Origin of the sequence: Mesorhizobium sp. M7A.F.Ca.CA.004.12.1.1 (assembly GCF_003997835.1) — a bacterium.
Taxonomy (GTDB): Bacteria; Pseudomonadota; Alphaproteobacteria; order Rhizobiales; family Rhizobiaceae; genus Mesorhizobium.
Window position 1 is genome coordinate 1 of sequence record NZ_RZRK01001552.1, and the last position, 379, is coordinate 379.

Annotated in this window: 1 pseudogene; it reads right to left on the bottom strand. The window is 63.3% G+C overall.

From position 1 onward, the window contains the following. A pseudogene (locus tag EN984_RS37510) lies at positions 1-379 on the bottom strand (extracellular solute-binding protein); the annotation flags it as partial.

Genomic DNA, 379 nt, shown 5'->3' on the forward strand with positions numbered 1-379 from the left:
GCTCTTGTCGGCATCCTTGAGCAGCGGGAAGTAGAAGGCGTCACCGCCAGTGGCTATCACCTCGTTCAGCCCAAGGCCTGGCAGGCAGGTGTAATCCTTGCCCGCGGTCTTGCCGGCAACCTGAAACTCGCCCTGTGCCCAGTCGCCCATGATCTGGCCAGCGGCCTTGCCGGTGATGACCAGGTTGGTCGCCTGGTTCCAGTCCTGCACATTGGTGTTCTTCGCCATCTTGCGGGCATCGTCCGCGGCCTTGAAGACCTTGGCGACTTCGGGCCCGGCGGCGAACTTGGCATCCTTGTCCTTGTAGACCTTGAGGAACGTGTCCGTGCCGCCCACAGCCGCAAGCAGGACGTCGAAGGCACCGGAGGATTGCCAGGCC